The organism is Ruegeria sp. H3, assembly GCF_056533095.1.
Genome location: NZ_JBQFOD010000012.1, coordinates 118,884 through 140,743 on the forward strand (window position 1 = coordinate 118,884; position 21,860 = coordinate 140,743).

A 21,860-nucleotide genomic window follows, 5' to 3' on the forward strand; every position below is an offset into this window, starting at 1 on the left:
CGGTCGGCACGTCGTTAATTGCCTAACGTGTTCAAAAGAGTTCCATCTGTTGTACGGATGACCTCTGTCAGGTTCAGTTCTTGCGTTAACTCGTCCTGAGTGGGTAGGTAGAACCGCCATGTCACATCATCGAAATAAGCAACGACAGCTGTTCCATTTGCCAAACCTTCCCGCATTTCACCTAGCGTTTTGGCATAGGGCCGCTCGGGGATTTCGAACCCCGTGCGTCGGTTGAATTTCATTGGTAACCAGGTGGTTTTGTATCCCGTGACCAGATGAACCACGTCCGGGGCATTGGAATACACAAATGTTTCGGGGTCCAGTTTGCCAATCTCAGCCGCCAGCGGCGATTGATACCATTTTGGACCTGCGAAAAAGATGCCCTCTTCCCGAAACTCGGTAATCAGATTTCCGGTTCTGGCTATGTTTGAGATCAGAACCAACGCGCCGAGCCCTAACAGGGCCAGCCCGGTCCAGCGCTGCAAGCCGTCGCCCGCCGCAAAGCGCGCACAGTATTGCGCGCCCATGATGATCAGCAGCACATAGACCGGCGCAAAATACGAAGGTTTCAAAGGTAGATTTGGCTCGATCAAGATCGACAACAGCAGCAATGCGAAATGACCGAAGATGTAAACAGTCGCCAACAGTGGAAACGCGGCAAACCGGTCATCCGCATCCGGCGCGCGCCTGACCACACGGGTCATGGTTTCGTGCCAGACAATCCAGATCAGCAGACCGATCAGAACCAGGCTGACAGCGATCTTCAGGATATCGGGCACCACATTCGGGAAGAACGACACCCAGATCGAGTTTGCGCCCTGTATCAGAATGGCCCATGTTGCGTTGCCCAGAAACGCAAACTCTCGCCCAAGTCCCGATCCACCGGCTGCGGCTTCGATGTATGACCACAGCATCAGCGGGGCGATCACCGCGGCCAGAAAGGCTCCGGCATGCAGCAAGCGGGTTTTTATACCCTGTGGTCCCAGAAAAAGGGGTGTCAAAACCCCCACGACCCAAATAGGCGCGCCATTGAAACGGGTCAGGAACACCAGAACCGACACAAGCCCGGCCAGGATTAGAAACCGCACAGCACCTGTACCGGCATAGACGCTCAACAACGCCAGTGTCAGCAGCATCAAAAAGATGAACATTCCTTCGGACAGGACGGTCACATGTAGTTCAAAAACCAAAGGAGACGTTACGATCAAAAGCGCCGCAAAGCCCGCGATCAACCGGGACGCCCCCAACCCGCGCGCGAGCGCAAATGTCATCAACGCGTTCAGGCACAGAAAAGACAGGTTGACCACGGTGGCCGCAGTCAGCGGGCCCATTCCAAGGCTTTCGACGATATCGATTGCCCAGATGTATCCTGGCGAATGCCCCTGAAAATAGAATGGAAAGCCAAGGTATGAGGCCGAATCCGGACGGACTCCGATACCCCACGGGGTCGCGGCAAAGAACAATACCACCGCAAGCAGCACTATCACTGCGCACCACATGAGATCGGGTTTTTCTACATGAATAGTATCGGCCGTTCTCATTGCCGGCCTCCCTTGATACGTGCTGAACACAGACTCATTACTCTTCATCACAATACTCGGAATTGAACTGTTTGTCCGGATGCCCGAACTTAGATACCTTCAACCGTCGATAATCTCGTAAAACGTGTTTCCTGCTACAAAACCATCCAGCCCGACCTGCCTCGCATAATGCGCCAGATCGCTGGAGGTGTTGATAAACCCGGAGTTTCGGAAGTTCAGTGAAGTATTGCACAGAACTCCGGTGCCCGAGATCGATTTGAACTCGGCCAGCAGGTCATAGAAAAACGCGTTCTGGTCACGCCGAACGGTCTGCACGCGGGCCGAGCCGTCCACATGTGTTACAGCTGCCAAATTCGGATCGGTCACCTGATGAAAGCTAAGCATATAGGGCGAAGGGCCTTTCATCGCGAAATGCAGCGCGGCGTCTTCTTCCATGCAAGACGGGGCAACGGGGCTGTTTTCTGCGCGTCCCTTGATCCGGTTCAACCTGGCGCGCGTCTCTGCTTTGAACGGGGCCGCGAGTATCGACCGATTGCCTAACGCGCGTGGGCCGATTTCACAATTGCCGCGCGTCCATCCAATGATTTTTCCGTCGTAAAGTGCTTGCGCGACGGTCTTGAGGTTCAGTTCCGAGGCCTTCAGCCCCTCCAACTCAACCTTGTCGTCAGTGAAAGACTGACCAGCATAGACAGACCATTCCAGTTTGGCTTGCCCCGTATAGTGTCGCATTGCATCGACAGCCGTACCAATTGCACATCCCGAATCCCCTGTGGTGGGCGGTACAAACACTTCTCGGAACAGGCCGCTGTTCTCCCATTGTGCATTCCAGTTCCCATTCAGGCCGCAGCCGCCGGCGATCAACAGCGGCAAACCCTCTTGCAGGTTTACTTCCGCGAACTGATGAAAACGCGAGAATATGGCGTCTGAAAGTTTGGTTGCCAGATTCTTGAGCCTCTGACTGTCAGTACCGATATTGAAAAACGGCGAGTTTACGAATGAGCTTTTGCGCAACGGGTGCGTGGTTAGGTCGACTGACAGGATCTGATCGATCAACGCCTGTTCATCTTCGTCCACCGGACCAGCCGCGCCAAAGGCGCAAGCGGCCATCAGGCGACCTGGGTCCGACGGGCGCATCTCACCGCCCGAAATCGGAAACTCGGGATCGGCGAGAGCATAGAGGAACGCGAACCGGCTGCCTGGTGCGGTCATCACTTGGCCCCGATGATGAATGTTCAGATTGCGGTCGATTTCATAGAAATCGCCTAAGGCGCCTTCCCACAAAAGCACGTAGCAGGGCTCACCCTGTGCAAAGGGTGACAGCGCATAGCTGCACCAGATATGAGCCCGTTCATGCGTGGATGAGTAGTAGTCGACCGTTTTACCAAAGAAGGTACGTTTGCCCACGCTTTCCGAGCCCTGGCCGATGCCGAAGTACCCCGCACCAGAGGTGGTGACATGATCCATTCCGCTGCTGGACCAGCCACTGAGAGCCAAAATCTCTGGCAGATCCTTGAACCACAGCCCCGCATCAATGAACGTATCCGGGGTCACCGGCGTGTATCGGGGAAAGCTGTTCTTTTCGGCCTCATACGAGAACAACAGGCTTTTGTTCGTACAATCGATTCCCGCCACGGTGCCGTCATGGCCAGATTTGAACGACAGAATCTTCATCCCTTGCACCTCGTAAATCGGGTCGGTATCTCATTCATCAGGATGCGCCGCCTTTACAGGCAGTATTCGGGCTATCCCCGTCATAACAGTTTGTTCTTGCTGCGCTCTTGCCATGATCCCGCAAAATCGAACGGGCTGAAACATTGGCGAGATTGGAACATACGCAAACCTGAAAATCGAAAACCAAACCAAATGCCAAACTCAACGGCTGCAACCTAACAGACCGAACAGGGGTGTTGTAAACACTCTTTTCCGAGGGCGTGGTGTTTGATCCTGTGAGGGTGGAAATCGTAAACGGATTCGACAAAACCAGGGGATTGTTCGCAGTTCAAAACCAGTCAGCGCAAAGAGACATCTGCAGCGGATTGCACAATACCTCAGACAAATACGTTGATTTTCAGACCGTTCAGCCAGTTTCCGTAGACTTGCGTAATTTCTGTGGCGCTTGTGTGATCTACATCCTTGCACAGCGAATGCGAAGGCCGTTACGGTGTGCGCGTTGACGGCAGTTTATTTGGCCAAGGGTGTTTTAGGTTATGTCAGTAATTTTGGGTTTGGCAACGATGAACAACAGCGCAGCGGCGTTGTTTGTAGACGGAAAACTGGTTGCCGCGGTTGAAGAAGAGCGTCTGACTCGGGTCAAGAACGACGGTGCTTTTCCCCATCATGCAATCTCGGAAGTGCTTCGGATCGGTGGTCTGAAATTCGCAGATATCGACGAGGTCGCCGTGTATTGGCAGCCCTGGCGCATGGCCGGGCGCGGAATGGGCACGGTCCGCAAGATTTTGCAAAGCCCATCGGCGGCCAAAGGCGTGACAACGCGAATCGGCGCGTTGTTCTCGTCAGGCAGTGGCGGAGAAACGCCGCAGGACAGCGGCTGGATGGACCTGTTCAAAATCCGCAAGATTCTGACTTCGGAACACGGGCCTTGTGATTTCAAACTGCATTATATCAATCACCACTTGACCCATCAGTTGTACGCCGAAGCGATGCGCGATTGGGACAGTTTTGTATCGCTGTCTTACGATGGTGGCGGCGAAGAAAGCTCGACCATTGTCACCACGATGCGCCATGGCAAGCGCGAGCAGATCGCCGATCACCGCTGGCCAAATTCTCTGGGTCACTTCTATTCCGCTTTCACCGGCTTTCTGGGCTTTAAGATGCTGGAAGGCGAATACAAGATGATGGGGCTGGCCCCCTATGGCAAACCCATTTACCGCGATGCGATCTTGAAAGAGATCCTGCTGTTAGAAGACAATGGCGGCTACCGGGTGAACACCACGTTGTGCGACTATCACTCGGCCCTGCGCGGTGTCTTTCATCCCCGTTTGGAAGAGCTGTTCGGCAAGGCGCGCGAGCCCGGAACCGTGCCAAATGAACGCCATATCGATCTGGCCGCGTCGGTTCAGGCCGCGTTTGAGGACGCATTGCACCACGTGCTGGAGCCGGTCCGCAAAGCTAATCCTGACCTGCGCAAACTTGTTATCTCCGGCGGCTGCGCGCTGAACGTGACGGCAAATGGCACATTAATTTCGAACGGGACGTTTGATGAGATTATCATTCCGCCTGCACCACATGATGCCGGTTGCGCCGTCGGCGCGGCGCTGGCCTGTATTCCGCATGATCAGGTCGATATGGCCTCAGTCCGCAACCCCTATCTGGGTGCTGAATGGGACGAGGCGTCGATCACCATGGCGTTGAATGACTATTGTGCGCAGCCACAAACTGCGCTGCCGCAGGATGAGCTGATCGAAAAGGTTTCGGACCTGCTGGCCGATGGCAAGATTATCGCCTGGTTCCAGGGCCGGGCCGAGTTTGGCCCGAGGGCACTGGGCACTAGATCGTTCCTGGCCGATCCCCGGCAGGACAGCATCCGCGATGACATCAACGCCAAGATCAAGAAGCGCGAGCATTTCCGACCCTTTGCACCCAGCGTCGCGGAAGAGGCTGCGGCGGACTTTTTTGAGATCGACCAAACCAGCCCTTACATGAACATCGTTGCCCGCGTGCGCGATGACCGGGCAAAAGACATCCCGGCCATCACCCATACGGATCAGACAGCGCGCGTGCATTCGGTTTCGCCAACAGCCAACCCGATCTACCACGCCTTGCTGACGAAGTTCGGTAAAAAGACCGGAGTGCCGGTCCTGCTGAACACTTCGTTCAACATTCAGGAACCGATCGTCTATTCGCCGCTTAATGCCTGTGCGACTTTTGCGGCCTCTGGCGTAGATGCGCTGGTCATCGGGGATTTCGTTGTGCTGCGCGAGGCATTGAAAGAGGAAAGCCCTAGCAAAGCAGTGGCGTGACCACGTGTATCTGAGCATTGATTTCGAGGATTTCGCCCACGACCTGAAGCGCGATCTTGGTATCTGGGAAACCGGTCCATTGCGCGCAGAGGCCCTGTGGCAGAGCCATGAACTGATTGACGGCTTCTTACAGGAAAACGGTGGTCCCGACGGACGCAAGGCCACTTTTTTCTGCACAGGCGTAGTCGCCGAACGCGCCCCGGACCTGATTGCACATATTGCGGGGCAGGGGCATGAAATTGCCTGCCATTATCACTATCACGACAGCATGAACCGGCAGTCGGCGCAAACCGTCGACGCCATGCTGGCGCGTGCGAAAGATCAACTGCAAACGGCGGCGAATGCTCCTGTTAAAGGGTTTCGCGCACCGAAGTTCCATGTGAACCGCGAGACGCCCGAGCAATACCAGTTGATCGAGCGGCATTTCGACTATGACAGTTCGTCTTTCTTTGGGTCCCCGGATCAATGTCGGGACTTTGCGGATAAGATGCGACTGTCAACGCTGCATGTGTTGCCGCTGTTTTCCTCGCAATACAGGGGAAGGGGGCCGCAGATACGTCTGGGCGGAACTTACCTGAAACTCGCACCAGATAATGTGGCCAGGGATCTGATTGAACAGGCTAAATCCAACGGGTTGGCCCCACATATCTATCTGCATCCGTATGAGATATCAGGCCATCAGGCGTTTCGCGTATCACGACAGGAACTGGCCGCCTTGGGGGCGAAAACTGCTGCCTATTGGGGACTTCGGCAAAATCAGTGGCTGCGGTTGGGTGGCAAGCGGTTGTTGCGCAAGATTGCCCGGCTGTTGCCTCCCGAAGGGCTATCCGGTCGATTGGACCAACTGATCCCCCAATAAAAAAGGGCCGATCAAAGGATCGGCCCAGTTTGTTCGGATGAACCGAGGGTTAGTTCGAAGCTGAATTCAGCTTCTCGTTCTGCTCACGCAGAGAATCCGAAATAATCGCATACCATTCGCCGGACTGACGCATTTCGTTCAGACCTTTGTTCATCATTGCGATGTATTCACGGGCAAACGGGTTGCTGCGATGCGCCAGGAAGGCCATTGACGACAGTGTCGAAACGAACGGGTTTTCGACAATGTCATTCGAGCCAAGGCCCATGTCGTTCATGGTAGATGCGAACAGGTCGACCTCAAACGCGGCCACATCAGCAGAACCGGTCAAGACCGCATCCAGACACTCACGCGCCGAATTGGGATGGACCAAAGTCAAGTTGTCGCTGTTCAGACCAACTTCTTCCAGAACAACCATGCTCCAGCCCGCCATACGGCAGAGCGTTGCGCCCTCTAGATCTTTGAAATCCGTCGCACTTGCATATTCGCTATCAGGCAGGGTGAAGAAACCGCCAACGATGTCATACACCGGAACCGATGCGACAAACTGTGTGCAGCGGGCCTCGGTGGCTGCTGACCATTCATAGGTGCGGTTGGTACAGTCAGGTACGGTCCAGGCAATAGAAATGTCAAACGCGCCAAGAGGCAACAGTGTGTCCAGGTGCGAGGACCAATCATCCACGAAGCTGACCGAATATTCACGGCTGTTCCCTGCACGCTGCAGGCTGGTGGTGGCCAGACGGGTCATGATGCCGCCGCCGCTCAGGTTTTCAGTGGTGAACGGCTCCCACCCGTTACCCGCGACCATCTTGATCGGTGGGGCATAGACATTCGAGCGTTTTACGCTCGCAGCACGCTGTTCTTCTGCCGCGATGATGTCCTGCGCGGACTGGCCGTTTGGCAGGCTACCATCTTCACAAGGCAGGGCCAGAACAATACCGGGCTCAAGATCGTTTGGGTTGCTGATGATGTTGCGGTTCGCGTTGAAGATCGGCTGGTAGTTTGACGTGCCATATGCCGCGATCGCGATGGTCGCCATCGTGTCGCCATCCGAAACGGTATAGTTCGTACAGGCCTGCTGCGCGGCTGCTGCACCAGCGCTTAGTGCAGTGACGGCAGTGGCCGACATCACCACTTTTTTAATATTGAGTTCAAACATGTCCACTTCCTCCAGACTTGTAGGTTTCTTAGGCCGTGCTGGGCCTTATCCATTTTCCATTTGATGTCGCAGAGCGGTCGACACGATATCGCGCCACTCTCCGGATTGCTGCATGATTGCCAGTCCCTGATTTAGCGTCTCAAGGATCGCTTCCCCATCAGGGTTATCTTTATGGGTCATGACGTTAAGCGACTTTACCGCCGCTAGGTTGGGGTTCTCGATAATGCGGTGCTCGTATCCCAAACGCGAGATCGCCTCGACCGCCAGATGGGCCTCGATGGCAACGATATCGGCGCGGCCTTCGATCACGGCGTGAAAGCAATCATCGGGGTCGACCGGGCGCAACAGGGTGATAACCGGCTCGTACAGGCTGACCGCATCCATATGCGACAGCGACCAGCCTTCGGGGCGGCAGATCGTCGTCCCGGCAAAATCCGCATAGCTCAGTGTTTGTTCATAGCCCGAACCTTCGCGCGCGAAGAATGAATCCACAACTTCATAAAACGGGTTTGAGAAGTTGTAGGTTTCGCACCGGTTCCGATCGCTTTCAGACAAGGCTTCTGCCTGTTCGCAATTTGGGCGCGACCATGGGAACGTGCCATCAAACGCCAACGTTGGCATCAACAGGTCCAGATGAGAGGACCAGTCGTTCACGAACTGGATTTTGTAACCCTGTTCAGGTGCGGCGCGCAACATCGCGGTTTCTACCAGGTGGGTGTATAGCCCGCGGTTTGGCAGCGATTCATCCGTGAAGGGCATGAAACCACCGCCCGTGATCAGCAGAAGCTGCCGGTCGCGGATCTCGGGCCGTTCACCGGTTTGTGCCTGACGGATCAACGCCGCACCTTCGGCGCGCGCCGCTTCGATCTCATCTTTAGCCGCAGCCTTTGCGGCAATCACTGCATCTTCACTGGCTTTTTGGGCTTCGGCTTCAGCGGCGGCCACCCGTGCCTCGGCGTCTGCAATCGCTTTTGCGGCGCGTTCTTCCGCCGCTTTTACAAGCTCAGCCGCCATTTCAGTCGCCAGACGCCCTTCTTCGGTGTCCACAAGGACCGAGGTGCGGCCGATATCTTCAAGACATGGCATTGTAAGCACATCACCAACACGGATGATGTTGGGGTTAGATCCGATTACATCACGGTTGGCATCATAGATGACGCGGAAATCCTCGGTCGAATAGACCTGAATAGACAACTCACGCAGGCTGTCGCCGCGCTGGATTTCATAGGTTGAACACGCTTCTTGCGCCCAGGCCGAGCCAGTGGCAGCGGCAAGTGCAAGGCTTGATATGATAAGGTGCTTTCTCATGGTCTGGTTGCTTTGCCTGTTATGATTTGTTTGGTTTCGCGACCGCGATTGTCAGGTTGTCCTGATCGGGTTTTGCCTTGGCCAAAACGGCCTGCAGCAAGGCATCGGCGATCTCTTGCGCCAACGCGTTCTGGTTTTCAGCCAGCACATCCTGGATTTCGCTGTCTGAAAGGGTCTGCAACCCATCGCTGCCGAGGACAACGATGTCAGCCGCAGATAGGTTCAGCGGCTCTTCGGGGCAGTCGACCTTTGGGATTGCACCGCCCATAACGACCGACGTCAGCTGATTTCGATCCGGATGCGCACGGGCCTGTTCTTCAGTCAGGGTCCCCTGCGCAACTTGTGCGTCAATCGCAGGTGCCATCGAATGATCTTCGTTCATCTGTGATAGCGCGCCGTCCCGGAACAGATAGAACGGGCTGTCACCGATCGAAATCCAGTAGACGCGATGGCCCAGCAAAAGCACACCCAGTAGCGTTGAGCCCATGTTAAAGCCCAAGCCCTGTTCTTCGTTGTGGCTGGCAATGGATGCATTGGCCTGCATCGCAGCAAGCGGCAGCGCATCAACAAGTGAGCGTTCTGACAGCGTTTCGACATCCAGCTCATCATCCAGCGCATCGCGCCAGGCATTGATCACCAGCTCCGAGGCAACCTCACCCGCCTCGTGACCGCCCATGCCATCGGCGACTGCAATATAGCCCGCATCGACTGCATCGAAGGTCCGCGCGGCGACGGCATCTTCCTGCGAGTCGCGCTGACCCTGATTCAGGATCAGGGCAATGTCATATGCCGGAGTCGCCAACATCAGTTACGAATCCCGCCAGTCAAAGCCGTCATCACAGAAGGACATGAAGCGGATCGAGGTTTCGCTGATACGGATCAGATCACCGTTGGTCAGGGCGATGGTGCTAAGTACGGGTTTGCCGTTCAGACGCACCAGGTTCGCCTTGCCACCGTGACCCAGATAGCATTTGCGATCCTCCGGGTCATAGGCGATCACCGCGTGGTTTTCGCGAGAGATGCCCGTGTCGCCGAAATCTAGCTGGATCGCCTGATCGTCGTTCCGGCCGATTTGCATCAGGCCTTCGGTCAGAGTTATGCTGGCCCCGCGGCCAGGTCCGGCAGTGACGACCAACCAGCCAACCGGGAAGGTTTCCTGCGCGGTTTCCGTCTTGGAGACGGGCTCGGCAGCTTCCATCATGTCCTGAACATGGGTATCAGCGCGCTCGAAACCCAGGAAGGTTGTTTTCACACGCGCCCGGCGATCCGTGGCAGGCGCAGCGGCGGGTGTTGGTGCAGACTCTTCAACCTCTTCTGCTGGCGCCGCGTCTTCGATTGGCGCTGCTGGAGCCGGTTCTTCAGCCTCTGCGGTGGGTGCTTCGGGCGTCTCATCGACCACGCCCACGCTGTCCTCGGTGCCAAGGCGCAGCGTTACAACCGGATCGTCTTCGGCAGGGGCTTCTGGGGATGACTCGACATTCTGTGTGTCTGTCTGATGGTCTTCTTGAAGCGGTTGCTCGACAGGTTCTTCGGCCACGTCTTCAGGCGTTTCAACTGCAGCCTCTTCGGCGAAGTCCGGCATCTTTTCTTCCGGCATCAACTCATCCGATTCCTCGTAGGTTTCGGATGTCGCGTTGCCGCCAGCCAAAGCTTGGCGCAATGCGTTGAAATCGGCGATGGGTTCCGCAGTCTCCTCGGCAGGTGCCACGCTTTCGGCAGCGTCTTTTTCTTCTGTTTTGCCCGCGCCTTCTAGAAGCCGGCTCAGAGGGCTTTTGTATTTGAACATGGCGTCGACACCTTTATTTGAACGGCACACAACTTATGCGCCTTGGGACCACAACTTACCTCTGCGCGGTGGGCACATCGGCACTTATCATTTTGGAAAACCACTAGAACTTGTAACTCTCTGCGACGGTCCGGCCCCCGTCAGAATGGACTTTTTCAAATGCCATCCTCAGCAAACACAACACTGGCAGATCACCTGGGAACCGGTCTGATCACTCCTGCTCAAGCTGCATCGTTGCAGCTGTTTCAACCCCGCCGCGCAATACAGTGAAGCGCGCTATGGGTTTATTTTCGGACACAAGCGCAGCAAGCGTTTCATCCAAGCTTTCTGCGGTGTTCAGATTTGTTGCGGTTTGGGCTTCGCTCAGCAACACATCTCCGTCACTTAGATCGCCGGCCGAATCTGAGGGCACGTTGGATACAACGGTTTGCCATCCGTCCGCTCCATCGCTACGCACAGTGAATTCATACCCATTCTGCAGCCCGAGGGCACGGATTGCGGGCAGAGCCATCAAGCCATTCTGGACACGGGTTTCACCCCGCAGGCGATACCGTGCTGCGACGCGGATGTATCCGTCGGGATCAACATTGAAGCCGTCCAGAACCTGGCCCGCAAAAGATGCGTCAGAGCGGATTTGGTCACCGTTCAGTGTGAACATCGTTGCGCCACGCTGGATCCAGTCACCAATAACCGACATGTCCTGACCCGGATTTACGGCGGTTACAGCAAACGTGTCTCCGGTAACCGCACGACGGCGCGAAACCGAGAACGGGATGTCAACATCCCAATGCGCGAAGGCAACCTGATCCTCAGCAAGCACACCAGGAATCGTCGGCTCTGCCGAGGCTGAAACTTCGGCCGAAGCTTCAGGTTCAACGGTCGCCACCTCTGTGTCAGTCGCGTCAGCTTCGGCTGTAACCTCTTCTGCAACGTCGGTATTCGGTTCTGCGGCGGCTGCTTCTGTGGCAGCCGGTTCCGCAGGAACGGAGGTTGCCTGCTCGACAGGCGCCTCTGAAGTCTCTTCCACCGAAGGTTCCGCGGTGGTTTCCAGTGCAACAACAGCGGTCTTTGCTGCTTGCGTCTCGGGCTCTGCCACTGAGGCTGTTGCCGTCGTTTGGGGCGCTTTGTCGCCACCGGACACAACGAAGTATCCACCCGCGGCTATGGCCAGGGCCACAACTGCTACACCTGCAAGCAGTTTGCCGTTGCCGCCCGACCCGCTTTGCACAACGGTATCCACGGCGATCGGAGCGTCTTCCTTTGTGGTAAACTTGGCTAGTTCGTCTTCTTTTTTGTCTTCATTGCCAAGTGCGATGTCAGAGTTGCCAGCCAGCAGCGCGGTCACAACGGCTTCGGCGTTCTCGGTCTCTGCTTTGATCCGCTCTTTCTCTTCTTCTTTGTCCTTGCGATCCATGCCCACGATCACTGAAACTGGGCGATAGGCAAATGTGTCAAACATAACACCTGGGCCACGGAACATCCGCAGCCAATCCAGGGCGGTTTGCAAACGATCCGTTGCGTGGACTTCCATCGCTTTGTCGATCGCTTCCAAAAAGCCTTCGGGATAACCTTCAAACCGAGCGGTCAGTGGTTCATAGGGGTCGTCCTGACCATTGTTGAATGCGCTTAGACGAGACTGGCCATCGACCGGGCGTTCCCCGCTAATCGCGTGGTAGAGCGTAGCAGCCAGAACGTAGAGGTCACTGCTTGGGTCCTGCTCGGCCCCGCGCACGTAGAATTCATGCGGCGAATACCCGTCTTTGATCACCCGCAGGGTCAACAGGGCAGCGGATTTGTTTGCCGCTTGTTCGCGGGCCGCGCCAAAGTCGATCAGGACCGGATCACCGTTTTCGTCGATCAGGATATTGTCGGGCGAAATATCCCGGTGCAGCATGCCGCTTTGGTGAATGAATGATACCGCCGACAGCATCTTTTCGGTCACCTGAACGATGAAGTCAGGGCCGCTTTCGGTGTCGGGATTTTCTACGTAGTCCAGCAGGTCGCATCCACGGATAAGATCCATTGCGATGTAGGCTGTATCGTTGTCCTCGAAGACCTGATGCACATCGACAATGTTGGGGTGCACAAGGCGGGCATGGTTGCGGGCTTCCTGAATGAACAAGTCAATAATAGCGCGCAGGTCTTCTTTGAGTGCGGGATCGTTTGGCTCAACCAGGTCACCGTTGCGGCGGCACAAGGCGCCTGGGAAGCACTCCTTGATCACCACATCCCGTTCAAGGCTATCCCGCGCAAGGTAGGTAATGCCAAACCCACCATTGCTGAGAAAGCGAAGGATTTCGTACTGTCCGCGCAAAAGCTTTGCGCCGGGTTCCAATCCTTCGATATGTGGTTCGTCGTGCGATGCACCGACTGCCTGGTTGTGGCTCATTTCAATCCGCCCGTTCTACACATTTTTGCGGTAAAACAACCGGGCAAACCGCCCGAAACTGACAACCTAAAACAACCGCAGGTCACTTGAGAACGGTTAGACGTTTCAAATTAGACTTTATTGGGGCCGCCCGATGGCTTCACTATGGATCGTTTCGGACGTTTATCAACATATTGATTTATAGGATAGCAGAGATCAACATATTGATTTTTAAGATCGTCAATCCAAAGCTTCTTACCCGGATTGGAGCGTTCTGGTCGACGATTCCGAAACTGTTAAGAATCGGATTTGGGCGACAACGAATCGCTGCGATGCAGCTCAATCTTCACGGGAGTCGTTTAGGTGCCGGTTTTTGTCTGCGCCGTGACTACAGTGCTACCTGCCCAGGCCAGGTTGTCGCTCAACTGAGCCAGGATGCTGATGGCATCTTTCAGCGGTGCGTTGCCGCTTTCGAATTGCAGCAACAACAGAAGGTCTGTGGCCTTCTCGAATTCAGCCGGAATCCAGTCGGCCTCGGGGTCGATTTCGCCGCCCTGTTCCAGACGCTCGGCAAAATCCTCGACAATTTCCTGACAGCTTTGCAGGAACGTCGCTGGTTCCATATCCGCGTTTTCTCGCAGATCCTCATAGATGCTCGCGATTGCGGCAAGCCAGTCTTCTAGGATGGGATTGTTCAACGGGGGTAGAGCCGCGCCCAAGGTCGATTGCATATCCGCGTTTTCTGTTCCGGATGCTTTCGGTTCAGACTCTTTCAGAGCTTCAAGGAAAGGCAGGAACTCCTGTTCGATGTCTTTTCGCGCGGCGTCCAGATCACTTTGGCGGCGGCTTGATGCAACTTCCAGCACGTGTTCAGCCAGTGTTTGGCCACCACAGGTTTCCCACAGAGCAAAATCCGGCTCGGGTTCTTGCGCCATTGCGCGAACAGCCACGGGTGTGCCAATCGGGACAACAGCACGGAACATCCCGTCTTTTTCTTTTTTCAAACGTGCCAGAACGCGGTCGATTGCCTCTTCAACAGGCGGCAAATCTGCATGGGTCACTGCAAGCAGGCTATTCTGGCGCAGCTCAGCGGGTACCTGCGCCCACAAATGCCGTTCTGTTTCACGCCAGGCGTTTGTGCCGTTGGTGCACCAGATCGCACAATCCACGAATTTGAGCAGGTCCAGGGTCTGCTTATATGTATCGTCTAGCGCCCCCGATCCGGGCAGATCGAACAGCGAGATTTCTTTGAGCGCTGGGGTGTTCAATCCAACTGAGATAAAATCGGGCTCATCAGCGGCTGCCTTTTCCAATGCGATACCCGAGTAGGTCTTGGGCTCTTTATTCCACCAGCCCACTGTTGTTTCGGGCGTTTCGGCATAAGCAACGATGACCAAAGGCAATTTTAGATGCTGCGGACCAGTGGGCAGGATATCTGCACCAGCCAACATATTGGCAAGGCTGGATTTGCCTGCGCCGAATTCCCCTGCGAAACCGATGTTCACCGCATTCGACAGACGTTCGGCATGCGCCAATGCGCGCGCGCGCAGATCCTCTAGCGCGGCGTCCGCCTCCATCTTCTCTGTCGCGGTCAGGAAGCGTTCGAGTTGACGCACTTCCTGCTCGGTCCCTGGAAATTCAATCATTCAGCAGCCTCTGCCAGTCTGTCTTCCTGATGTCCGGTGCCAAAGATAGCCCCAAGATCATCACTGATACGGCGTGCACGGTCGAGCGCGTCCTGTGCTATCGCCTTTGCGTTGGTATCATCTGTTCCGGCGCGATGCTGCAGATGACCTGCCAGCAACGCCAGATAATGATCCAAAACGGTGTTCAGCCGTTCCAGCAGATCGTCACGCGCAGTATCAATCAGATCGTCACCCATCAGCTCGAATTCCTGCGTGATCATCCGTTCCGCGCGCGAGACAACGCTGTTGCGCGAGATCAGCCTCGACAACCAGTTTACACGCAGTTCGACCGTGATGCCACGGGTTAGCGCTGTGGTATCCGGGCGGAACCAGCGCACGGCACTGGTGTTCATGCGATTGTCGACGGGTTCCTGCCAGCCGGGTAGGGCCCGCAACGCCGCGTTGCTTTGCATGTCGATTGTGTAAAGCTCGCTCAGAACCCGTTGCCGCACCACTTGCGAGGCACCTTGAACCAGTTCCCGCATGCGATCCCTTAAAGGCGTGAAGTTCAGTTCTGTATCCCCTTTGGCCAGCAAGGGAGACTTTCCTTCAGGACCGCGCACAACAGCCGAGACAGCCTCGGAAACGGTGTCATCCATCACCCCGCGCAGATTGGACAAAACCTCGTCCATTTCATGGGTAATAGTCTGTTTCTTCTCGGCAATCAGCGCACGCAGATCCTCAAGCGTCTTGTCGTTTTTCTCGACGCTGACAGCTGTTTCTTCTGCATCAGCCTCGAGGACTCGCAGATCAGCCTGCGACCGTTCCAGTTCAGCCTGGGCAAAGCTGTTCAGGTGCTGCCAAGCCATGCGCAATTGTTCGTCATGCGGCCCTTCGATCAGGGCCTGCGTCACATGACGGCGCAGGTCAGGCAAGCCTGAGGCGATCATGGCGGCAAAACGCAGCACCGCCTCGCGGCTGATCGGGCCGGGGCCCTGCTTGATTTCTTTCACACCGTCCAGATACTGCCGCATTTGTTCCGGATGCGCCCGCAGCCAAGACAACACATGATCGTGATTCACACCTGTCTCATCACCCGTCAGCGCATAGTGAGCCCATTGCGCGCTGCCCATCAACACGTCAATATTTGAGTTGCCCAGGGCCTGTTCCAACCCATCCAGAACATCGGCGCGCACTTTTGTCGCGTCCTCTGCGCCATCGCTGAGTTCGTCTACACGATTGATGAAAACAACGATCTGCCCAAGCTCGAGCGCTTGCATAAGACGGAACAGTTTCAGGTCGGCACGAGAAAGCGCCTGATGCGCTGACAGAACCACCACAAAGAAATCGGATTCTTTCAGGTACTGGCGCGAGATTTCTTCGCGGATCAACAGAGGGTCGTTAACTCCCGGCGTGTCTGTCACCGTCAATGGGAACGGGAAATGGCCGATGTCAAAATAGACCTCAGCCTTGCGGGTGATGTCGCTGTACAGCCCCCGGTCGCTGCCGGGGTCCAACGGGCCATCTTCGGTTGGGTCGTCGCCAGCACAGACGTAGCGGGCCAGATCGTCCGAATTCAGTTGTTCCAGATCGTGATGCTGCCCCAGCAATTGTTCATAGCTGTCGCCCAGACGCCGCTGCGCGCGCGTTTTCATCGCCTCGACCTGCTCTTCGATCATCTCGCGCTTATAGCTGTCCTCGTCATCGGGGAACATATTGCGCAACTCTTCACCTTCGGCGATCAGCGACTGCCATTGGTGGTTGTCGAAGAAATGAAACTCTGCCCCTTCGGTCCGCCCCGAAGGATGCCCGAAATGCATGTCGGTGATCACCGTTGTCCACGGGTTCACATCGGATGGCAGGTATTCTGCCTGACCGGTGAAGCCATTGATAAGGCGGGATTTGCCGGCCTTGATCTGCCCGACAAAGGCAATGGAGGGTTTCAGATTTGAAAGATCGCCGACAATACGCGAGATGAACTGACGGGTTTCGTCATTACTCGTCTCATTCATGTCCTCGGCTATGCGGATTAACTCACGACGATTGGTCTCACTCATACTGGGTATCCTAACAACTCTCTACTCAAACAATTCGGTGGTTTAACAACATAGAAGGCAGTCATTCTTCTGCCTCCTGCAACGTGGTCCACAAGTTGACCACGGCCCCCAGTTTGCGCGCCTCGTGTACAGCGAAGGCGATGCTTTGGCCGTCATTTACAACGGCCAGTCCTGCGCCCTTTCCACCAGAAGGGCGCATTACGATCAGTTGGGGCAAGCCCAACCCTGTCTTTGTATCTTTGTCCCAGCCAGCCAGATCAGCCGCAAAGCGAGTCAGCAAATCCTGATTGGGATGCAGTTTGGCATCTGGCGCGCACTCCTCAGCGGCCTGTGCCAGTGTCCCATCCTGTGCGGCGGCCAGAACGCGCCCCTGTGCAAAGCGATCTGCACCGTCAAAGAACGCTTGTGCCAGCGAAACATTGGCATCGGTTCTTGGCGCGATTTCAGGTGTTTCCGGCGCAGGCTCTTGTGGTTCCGGTACAACTGAAATTGTGGGTTCAGCGGTCAGTTCAATTGCGGCACATGCGGTTCTGATCTCACGCAGGGTGACACCCACGTCATCCGCTTCGAGCACGTTGTCGGGTTTCAGAGACAGCAATTCCAGCGGGGCAGGGGCAAGGGCGATATCAGAGACAAGCTGTGCCAGATTGTCGATCAATTCCTCACGCGGGGCAGTTTCGAAATCCGGGACGGCACCGGATACAACGCGGAACACATCCGTCACGCGTGAGCTGTTCACTTCAAGCGCCAGACAATCCCCATTGGCTGCGGTGAATTCCAGTCGGCGCGGCAATATCGTATTGCGGATCACACGCAGAACCTCGGTCCGACGTAGCTCGGGCGTGTCGCCCGCAATCATCACAACCGGAGACAACCGCGCGACAGATTTGCGCCCGATTTCATCAAGCATCTCGAGTATGTCTGTATCCATCATACCGTGACCCTCATTGCTCTGGTTCAGACCGCAGCCGTGATCGACGTAAGGCTGAGGTGTGACTTTGTGAGGGCAAGACCCACATTCGCGCTGTTGCGGCAGACATAGCAAACCACGTGATCGGGAAATTCACGCGTGCGCAGAAAGATGTTCAATCGGTCGTTCGAAAACACCGCGATCTCGCCGAACCCATCAGCGTCAGAATCTGCATCCGTTTCGCGCAACAACGCTTCAAAGGCGGAAACGCCGCGCCCCTGGAACAGGTTGGCCACCGCAATGGCCAGTTCATCCAGATCAATCGCGTCGTCTGACTCTTTGATGCCGGTTCCCAGCAACATCCCCGTTTCCATGTCGATATACCCGGCTGCAAGGCAGTCGGGTATTGTTTCAATGGCAGCGTTCAACGCATCATGTATCGACATGTAACTAACTGTTTTGCTTTGCTAATAGCCGGTTATCCGGATTTGGTTTCGATTACAAGACATGCCATTCCATCCCGCTGTTTTCGTTGGATTTAGGGATCGAACGCAACGCTTCGTTGGTCTGTTTTTCACTATGCTCGGAAGATATCTGATCGAATTCCTTGAGGAATGCATGGAACACTCTCATCAACTCGCGCGGGTCATCGGGCAGAACTTCGTTTTTGGTGACTTCAGTCCACATCGCCAAAGCGCTCAGCGATGTGCCAGGATGATCTTCTGAAAGCGCGTCCAGCTCAACAACTTGCGGCTCGGCGGTTTCTTGAGGGGCAGTGGCAGAAGACAGTTCGACCAACCCGTGTGTTTCGGGCTCGGGTTCATACTCATCTGACGTTGCCTCGTGCTGCTCCGCCATCAATGCTGCAATGGAAGAGGTCGTTGCCTCGCTTACGTGATCTTCGGCTTCCAGAGGTTGTTCAACTTCAATTTCTTCAGACGTATCTTGCGTCTCATGAAGCGAAGTGCTCAGCGATGTAAGCACATCGTCAGATTCAGATTCGTCTGTTGGATCTGACGATCCAACCTCAGCATCCGAGACGATAAGGATGTTTTCGACCTCATCATCAGTGTCTTCATCCTCCAGAAGGTCGTATTCGTCGATCTCAGATGTCTGATCCGAAACCGCATCAAATTCCATTGGATCTTTGGCGGTATCTCGGAAATACGCGCGCAGTTCGTCCTCTTTTGTCTCTGAATCCTGGGGGCGTTCCTCAGATTCAGGTGTCATCTCGGCCCGTAAGCGATCTGCTTCGGCAGAGTCGATACGGGGGCGCTCGTCCTCTTCAGCACGTCTTTCAACACGCGCTGGACGGACGGGGAAGCTGGTTACCACAGAGTTGTCGCCGTCCGGTTCGTCCACGGGATTCACCAGTTTCAGAGGTGCCGGTGTCTCGGCATCTGGTCGGGTCGCCGTGGGGGACTCGGTGTTTCTTGAAGGCCGCAACGGCTGAACCTTAGGCCCGTCTGAAAGGCCTTTGTCGATCTGATACCGCGCAAGTTGATCTGCTCTTCGGTCCATGATGTTTTCAGTGATCTCCAGGAAGCTGTCGATCATCTTGCCGCCACCGCTGCGCGACCACATCTCGGCATCACCGGTCTTGTCGCGGGCCTCAATCGCATCACGGGCCGAAAACAAGATTGAGCGATTAAACAGATGACCGGCTTCGCGGTTCACGCGACGCAGCACCTTTTGCCGGTCTTTTTGACCCAGCGCATCAGCTCGGGTGACCAGCAGCAAAGAGTTGTGTTGCAGCCGTTCCGGCAAAGAGACCCAGGTTGCACGCTCGGTTTCACGCCAGGCTTGCGTGGCATGGGTGCACCACAAAACGCCATTGGCCTGACCAACTGCGCGTTGCCAGACATCGGTCGAAATTTTCGGATCGGAAATACCCGGTGTATCGATCAGATCGACCGCTTCTAGAATATCCGCTTCCAGAAAGATGCGAATGAACTGCGCATCATTCACACCTACTGTTTCAAGCTGATCCAATTCGATTAGATCTTTGCTGCCATCATGCCGCTTCACATAGGCTGACTGATTGCCCCAGCTGAACCAGACGGGTGGCAATTGCGTTGCTGTAACCTGCGTTGGCAGCGTATGGGTGCGCAGCAGAAAGTTCATCAGGGTGGATTTCCCGGCGCTGAATTCACCCATAAGGGCGAAAACGGGCTTCCGGCGTGACCATTGCTCGATACGCTCCCATGCCTTGGGGGAAACGAAACGGTTCTGTGTGTCTTTTGCCATTTTTCTTCTCACGCCGCTTCGTTGCTAAGGTTTTTCAGGATGTCGCCCAGAATCTCATCGCGCGACTTCTGCAACTGCAGATTCGCCGCCAGAGCGGGGGCCTGTTTGTTGCCATTCTCCGCTGAGGCCGAAATATTCAGCAGCGTCTCTTTCTGCTCGCGCATGAAATCGGTCAGCCCGGCTCGGACGTTTTCCAGAACCGCTGCGACCTGATTTTCCTCGATATCCTTGGTGATCGAATTCGCTTCGGATGCGATCAATCTTGTGTAATCCGCCGCATAGGCTTCGAAGCCTTTGCGCTTTTGCCACCACCTGCGCCACCATGTGCTTTGTAGGTCCAGCGCAATGGTGCGCCCGATCCCCAAGGGCGGCGGGACACGCGGAACGATGGGGGCTTCGATGCTGAATTCGCCAAGATGGTTACCTAACAGCTTGTGATAGAGCGCTTCCACGTCAGCTGCAGCAGTGGTATAGAGCGCGCCCGCCTCTTTCTTCATCGACCGGGCAAAGCTGAAATAGGCTGCCTTTTGGAGGGTTCGCAAACCCGCCGGATCATAGTGCCAAGTGCCCTCTTCGCCATTCTCCTCGAGATGAGCAATCAACGAGTCGGTGGCGCGTTTGACAAAGTTTGCCTCGGCTGAATTCAAACGCTCGATTACCTTGTCGCGCAGAGCAGCGGTCAGTTCGGCGGCCTTCTTCTCGTATTCGTCTGAAACAGTCGAAATCGCTTCTTCCGGCGACGCGCCACCTAGATCTCGGACAACGCCTTCGTTGCCGGATAGGGTTTTGGCAACGGCCGTTGCGCGAATTTGGCTAGCAATATTGCGTGCACGGTGGCGGACGCGATCTAATAAACGTGCGCCTGCGCCATCTGCTATCCGTTCGTTCATCGCCAGCAGCAAATCAGGAAGCCCGGACAGCGCCCAGATTTTGTCCAAAGACGCCGCCTGATCGCCAAAGCCCGCCGCCAGATAGAAGGTGTTCAAAACCTTGCGGGATTCATCGGTCAGGATGTCTGGATTGCCTGTCAGAGCGGCCTCGGCCCAGAGTGCGCTGCCAAACACGATGCTCGTATTAGCATCGATATTGTTCTGCTTCAGAGTTTCTTGGATGCGATCGCGTATTTCTGGGACCTGATTGACCGGATCAGCCAGTTCATCAATCCGGTTCACGAACAAAACGATCTGTCGATTTTCGAACTGCGCGATGATCCGCATTAGCGCCATGTCCATCGTGGTCAATGCTTGGCTCGCGGCCAGAACCACCACACAGACCTCGGAGCCCCGCAGGCTGCGTAGGGTAATCTGCTCACGCACCATGAAGGTATCGTTCACGCCAGGTGTATCACACAGCTTCAGCGAGATCGGATATTGCGGAATATCCATATATAGTTCCGCGGATTTCGTCACATCTGCAAAACGGCCAGTTTTGGGGTCGATATCCGGGTCGTCTTCGTCGCCCAGACAGACATAGCGCTGAATCAGCTCTTCATCGAAATAGTCATATTGGTGGCTTTGCCCCAGGATCAGATCGAAATGCTTGCCCAACCTCTCTTCTGATTTGGCTTTCATTTCGGCGACCTGACGGCGGATGTCTTCCATCTCATCATCTGCGCCGGCGCGATTGGCCAATTCACCAAGACGTCCACCGCCAACCATCAGGTTGTCCCATTCTTCTTGCTCGAAGAAGGTGAACTTGGACCGCGTATCGCCCGGCGTGCGGGTGTTGATGTTCAGCGTGGTCACCACCGAGGTCCACGGGTTCACATCCGAGGGCAACAGGGCAGGGCGAGCGGCCAGGATATTCACCAACGAGGATTTACCCGCTTTGACCTGTCCAACCATGGTGATGCTTGCAGAAAAGTTCTCGATCCGCGTTTTCAGCGTCGCAAGCCGGGCCGTTGACCGCGCATCGGCCACTTCTGTCAATTGGTCGATCTGAGTCGTTAATGACGACATTGCCGACGTCATCGGGGCAAGCGCCTCGTTTCCGACAGACAAAAGGTGGTCGTTGCGCGCCATGT

15 protein-coding genes are annotated in these 21,860 nt (G+C 55.6%); 2 read left to right on the plus strand and 13 right to left on the minus strand.

Going from position 1 to position 21,860, the window contains the following annotated elements:
* Window positions 1–14: 14 nt before the first annotated feature.
* A complete protein-coding gene (locus tag ACR0JE_RS14905; RefSeq protein WP_480864729.1) occupies window positions 15–1,541 on the minus strand; it encodes a hypothetical protein in 1,527 nt (508 codons plus the stop codon).
* A gap of 99 nt (window positions 1,542–1,640) precedes the next feature.
* Window positions 1,641–3,212, minus strand: a complete 1,572-nt coding sequence (locus ACR0JE_RS14910; RefSeq protein WP_480864730.1) for a carbamoyltransferase C-terminal domain-containing protein — start codon at window positions 3,210–3,212, stop codon at window positions 1,641–1,643.
* Window positions 3,213–3,748: 536 nt separating this feature from the next.
* Here ACR0JE_RS14910 and ACR0JE_RS14915 point away from each other — a divergent pair.
* Together ACR0JE_RS14915 and ACR0JE_RS14920 are read left to right on the plus strand one after the other, a co-directional pair.
* Window positions 3,749–5,521: a carbamoyltransferase family protein gene (locus ACR0JE_RS14915; protein WP_480864731.1), complete on the plus strand. Its 1,773-nt coding sequence runs from the start codon at window positions 3,749–3,751 to the stop codon at window positions 5,519–5,521.
* 4 nt (window positions 5,522–5,525) lie between these two features.
* The gene (locus ACR0JE_RS14920; RefSeq protein ID WP_480544070.1) at window positions 5,526–6,380 is read left to right on the plus strand and encodes a polysaccharide deacetylase family protein; all 855 of its coding nucleotides are present in this window, start codon (window positions 5,526–5,528) and stop codon (window positions 6,378–6,380) included.
* 49 nt (window positions 6,381–6,429) lie between these two features.
* On the opposite strand, the gene ACR0JE_RS14925 is transcribed toward ACR0JE_RS14920, so the two are convergent.
* The 11 genes from ACR0JE_RS14925 to ACR0JE_RS14975 form a co-directional block, all read right to left on the minus strand.
* Window positions 6,430–7,536: a peptidoglycan-binding protein LysM gene (locus ACR0JE_RS14925; RefSeq protein ID WP_480544071.1), complete on the minus strand. Its 1,107-nt coding sequence runs from the start codon at window positions 7,534–7,536 to the stop codon at window positions 6,430–6,432.
* Window positions 7,537–7,581: 45 nt separating this feature from the next.
* Window positions 7,582–8,844, minus strand: coding sequence for a substrate-binding periplasmic protein (locus ACR0JE_RS14930; RefSeq protein ID WP_480864732.1), 1,263 nt, complete (start codon window positions 8,842–8,844; stop codon window positions 7,582–7,584).
* A 19-nt stretch (window positions 8,845–8,863) separates the two neighbouring features.
* Window positions 8,864–9,649 (minus strand): PP2C family protein-serine/threonine phosphatase, encoded by a 786-nt coding sequence (locus tag ACR0JE_RS14935; protein ID WP_480864733.1) that lies wholly within the window; start codon window positions 9,647–9,649, stop codon window positions 8,864–8,866.
* Between the two features lie 3 nt (window positions 9,650–9,652).
* Window positions 9,653–10,630 carry an FHA domain-containing protein gene (locus tag ACR0JE_RS14940; RefSeq protein WP_480864734.1) on the minus strand — a complete coding sequence of 326 codons (978 nt, stop codon included), beginning with the start codon at window positions 10,628–10,630 and terminating at the stop codon, window positions 9,653–9,655.
* A 211-nt stretch (window positions 10,631–10,841) separates the two neighbouring features.
* A complete protein-coding gene (locus ACR0JE_RS14945) occupies window positions 10,842–13,019 on the minus strand; it encodes a serine/threonine-protein kinase (RefSeq protein ID WP_480864735.1) in 2,178 nt (725 codons plus the stop codon).
* Between the two features lie 338 nt (window positions 13,020–13,357).
* Window positions 13,358–14,644 (minus strand): dynamin family protein, encoded by a 1,287-nt coding sequence (locus tag ACR0JE_RS14950; protein WP_480864736.1) that lies wholly within the window; start codon window positions 14,642–14,644, stop codon window positions 13,358–13,360.
* Entirely contained in the window at window positions 14,641–16,680 is a 2,040-nt protein-coding gene (locus tag ACR0JE_RS14955) for a dynamin family protein (RefSeq protein ID WP_480864737.1), read from the minus strand. The genes ACR0JE_RS14950 and ACR0JE_RS14955 overlap by 4 nt, the downstream gene beginning before the upstream one ends.
* Before the next feature lie 61 nt (window positions 16,681–16,741).
* Window positions 16,742–17,614, minus strand: coding sequence for a hypothetical protein (locus ACR0JE_RS14960; protein WP_480864738.1), 873 nt, complete (start codon window positions 17,612–17,614; stop codon window positions 16,742–16,744).
* Between the two features lie 23 nt (window positions 17,615–17,637).
* On the minus strand, window positions 17,638–18,036 hold the full coding sequence (locus ACR0JE_RS14965) for an NUDIX hydrolase (RefSeq protein ID WP_480544080.1): 399 nt from the start codon (window positions 18,034–18,036) through the stop codon (window positions 17,638–17,640).
* A gap of 52 nt (window positions 18,037–18,088) precedes the next feature.
* Window positions 18,089–19,837 (minus strand): dynamin family protein, encoded by a 1,749-nt coding sequence (locus ACR0JE_RS14970; protein ID WP_480544081.1) that lies wholly within the window; start codon window positions 19,835–19,837, stop codon window positions 18,089–18,091.
* Window positions 19,838–19,845: 8 nt separating this feature from the next.
* Window positions 19,846–21,858 (minus strand): dynamin family protein, encoded by a 2,013-nt coding sequence (locus tag ACR0JE_RS14975; protein WP_480864739.1) that lies wholly within the window; start codon window positions 21,856–21,858, stop codon window positions 19,846–19,848.
* Between the last annotated feature and the right edge of the window lie 2 nt (window positions 21,859–21,860).